Below are 3,578 nucleotides of genomic sequence, written 5' to 3' on the forward strand. Positions count from 1 at the left end.
CAATAGGCCGGCAGGACAGAGGGGGCGCGAAGGATCGCCGACGTCCGCTTTCGTTCCGCTCTTGGCATGGCCTTGCCTACTGAAAATTCCGCCCCTTGGGCATGACCTGTTCCGCTTCTTCCGACAGCGTTGCGAGATCCTGCCGGATCGGCGCGCTTTGTTTGGCGGGGCTGGAGCGATCCGAACCGTCCTTGGCGAGGTCTCTCGGAGGAACCACTGGTGCAGTCTCGCTGACCTTCTCCAGAAGCACGGTCAGCCAGGGCGTCAGATCCTCGATCTTCTCGGCAACGATGTGGACCACACCCGATTCCGACTGCAATTTCCCGGTGACCTTGACGAACCGGGCCCCCATGACGATAGGCCGATAGCGGTCGAAGGTTCTTTGCCAGAAGATGATGTTGGCCACCGCCTTGTCGTCCTCCAGCGTCAGGAAGATCGCATTGCCCTTGCCGGGGCGCTGCCGCACCAGCACGAGGCCGGCGACCGAGACGCGCCTGCCGTCGCGCACGGAAGGAAGATTCGCATTCGGGATGACGCCGGCGCGGTCGAGCCGCTCGCGCAGGAAGGCGACCGGATGCGCCTTCAGCGACAGGCCGAGCGCGCGGTAATCGTGGATGACATGCTCGCCGAGCGGCATTTTCGGCAGCCTCGTCTCCGGTTCCAGCTCGCGCAGGCGAAGCGCCGGCTGGTCGAACAGCGGCAGTCTTTCGGCGGCGCTCTTGCCGTCGAGCGCGCGCACCGCCCACAGGGCTTCGCGACGGTCAAGACCGAGCGAGCGAAAGGCATCGGCCTGCGCCAGTTTTTCGATCTCGCCGACATCGAGGCCGGAGCGCAGCCAGACATCCCTGACGGATACATAGCCTGAGCCGCGCCGCTCGACGAAAGCCTCCATGCGCTCCTTCGACAGGCCCTTGATCTGCCTGAAGCCGAGCCGCAGCGCATGATTTGTCTCGATGACGCCGCGCATTTCGGCATGGCGTGGCAGGATGCGGGCCGGATCGAATGGCGCCTTTTCCAACGTACAATCCCACACCGAAAAATTGACGTCGACGTCGCGGATGTCGACGCCATGGTCGCTTGCGTCGCGCACGAGTTGGGCCGGCTGGTAAAACCCCATCGGCTGCGAATTCAGGATCGCGGCGCAGAACACGTCGGGATAGAAGGTCTTGAACCAGCAGGAGGCATAGACGAGCAGGGCGAAGGAAGCAGCATGGCTTTCAGGAAAGCCGTATTCGCCAAAGCCCTCGATCTGCTTGAAGCAGCGCTCGGCGAAGTCCTTCGTGTAGCCCTTGCCGACCATGCCATTGATCATACGGTCGCGGTAATTGCCGATGGTGCCGGTGCGCTTGAAGGTGGCCATGGCGCGGCGCAGTTCATCGGCTTCGCCCGGTTTGAAACCGCCGGCGACGATGGCGATATTCATCGCCTGTTCCTGGAACAGCGGTACGCCAAGCGTTTTCTTGAGGATCGCTTCCAGCTCCGGCTTTTGATACTCGGCCTGTTCCTTGCCTTGCCGGCGGCGCAGATAGGGATGGACCATGTCGCCCTGGATCGGGCCCGGCCGAACGATCGCCACCTCGATGACGAGATCATAAAAGGTTTTCGGCTGGAGGCGCGGCAGCATCGACATCTGGGCCCGCGATTCGATCTGGAAGACGCCGAGCGTGTCGGCGCGACAGATCATCTTGTAGACCTGCCTGTCCTCCGGCGGCAGGGTGGCCAACACATAGGGCTGCCCATAATCATCCCGCGCATTAGGATAGTGATCCGTGAGCAAGGTGAAGGCGCGTTGCAGGCAGGTCAGCATGCCGAGCGCCAGCACGTCGACTTTCAAGATCTTCACCGCGTCGAGATCGTCCTTGTCCCATTCGACCATCTTGCGCTCGTCCATCGCCGTCTTGACGATAGGCACAATCTCGTCGAGCCGGTCCCTGGTGATGACGAAGCCGCCGACATGCTGGGAGAGATGGCGGGGGAAGCCCATGATCTCATTGGCACGCTCCATCACGTGCCCCGACACCGGGTCGGTGCGGTCGAGGCCGCCGGCGCGGGCTTCCTTCTCGCCAAGCTCCGATGTCGACCAACCCCAGATCGAGCCGGAAAGCGATGCCCTGACATCCTCGGACAGGCCCATCGCCTTCGACACTTCGCGCAGCGCCGAACGGCCGCGATAGCTGATGACGGCGGCGGCAAGTGCCGTGCGCTTGCCGCTGTATTTCTCGTAGATGTACTGGATTACAGTTTCGCGCTTTTCGTGCTCGAAATCGACGTCGATATCCGGCGGCTCGTTTCTCTCCTCGGAAATGAAGCGCTCGAAGAGCGAATCGATTTTTTCCGGCCCCACTTCGGTGATGCCGATGCAGAAGCAGACGACCGAATTGGCGGCTGATCCACGTCCCTGGCAGAGAATATCCTTGCTGCGCGCGAACTTGACGATGTCGTAGACAGTCAGGAAATAGCGGGCATAGTTGAGGCGTTCGATCAAAGCGAGCTCTTCCTCGATGCGCTTGGTCACGGAATCCGGCACACCAGCCGGATAGCGGTTCGCCGCTCCCTCCCGCGCCAGTCGCGCCAGCTCAGCCTGTGGACCAAGACCCGATTCCGTCGGCTCGTCGGGGTAGTTGTACTGGAGGTCGCCGAGCGAAAAAGTCAGCTCTTGCGCAAATCGCAGCGTCTCGGCCAGCGCCTGCGGGTGCCGGCGGAACAGGCGGCCCATCTCCATCGGCGGCTTCAGATGGCGCTCGGCATTGGCGGCCAGTTGTAGCCCGACCTCGGCAACGGGCGTGTTGAGGCGGATCGCGGTCAGCACGTCCTGCAACGGGCGCCGTTCGGCGGTGTGATAAAGAACGTCGTTGGTCGCCATCAGCGGAATGCCGGCGCTCTCGGCAAGTGCTGCCGCCTGCTCGATGCGGAAACGGTCATTGCCGGCGTAGTCGGGCGAAACGCCAAGCCGCAGGTTCCTGCCGAAACGGCCCTTGAGCTCACCAAGCAAGGCAAGACTGTCTTGCGCCCCCGTCGACAGACCGGGCAGGACCGCCAGCGACATCAGGTCACCCCATTCGAGCAGGTCGCCGCGCTGGAGAAGGGTGGCGCCTTTTTCGTTCTCGTCGCGCAGATTGGCTTGCGTCAGCATGCGGCAGAGGTGCCCCCAGCCCTTGCGGTCCTGGGGATAGGCGAGGATGTCCGGCGTGCCGTCGTCAAAAACCAGCCGGCAGCCGGGGTGATAGGAGAGTTTTTCGACCTTGGCCTGCTGCCAGGCGCGCACCACGCCGGCCACCGTGTTGCGATCGGCAAGTCCGATCGCCGAGAAGCCCAGGAGCTTGGCCGCGACCACCAGCTCCTCCGGCTTGGAGGCGCCGCGCAGGAAGGAGAAATTCGACTGGATGCCGAACTCGGCATAGGGAATGACGGTCAGCGCGTTCATGCGAAGACTCCATGCAGGAACCAGCGCGGCGGGACTTGCGAGGCGCCGCCGTAGAGGCCTTGCCGGTAGAGCCAGTAGCGGCGGCCGTCGGCATCCTCGATGCGGAAATAGTCGCGCGTCGATGCCGCCTCGTCGCTTGGCGCTTCCCGCCACC

General features: G+C 63.2%; 1 protein-coding gene and 1 pseudogene. Both read right to left on the reverse strand.

Annotated elements, in window-relative coordinates:
* Positions 1 to 76: 76 nt before the first annotated feature.
* Positions 77 to 3,424 (reverse strand): error-prone DNA polymerase, encoded by a 3,348-nt coding sequence (locus tag EN879_RS27955; RefSeq protein WP_063169574.1) that lies wholly within the window; start codon positions 3,422 to 3,424, stop codon positions 77 to 79.
* Positions 3,421 to 3,578: pseudogene (locus tag EN879_RS40210) on the reverse strand (DNA polymerase Y family protein); the annotation flags it as partial. The gene EN879_RS27955 and the pseudogene EN879_RS40210, both read right to left, overlap by 4 nt.

The sequence above is a fragment of the Mesorhizobium sp. M7A.F.Ca.AU.002.02.1.1 genome (assembly GCF_003998535.1).
Taxonomy (GTDB): domain Bacteria; phylum Pseudomonadota; class Alphaproteobacteria; order Rhizobiales; family Rhizobiaceae; genus Mesorhizobium; species Mesorhizobium ciceri.

What these genes read in the sequence shown, in the direction of transcription:
- EN879_RS27955 (WP_063169574.1), bottom strand. Translation starts at nt 3,424, where the DNA reads ATGAACGCGCTGACCGTCATTCCCTATGCCGAGTTCGGCATCCAGTCG.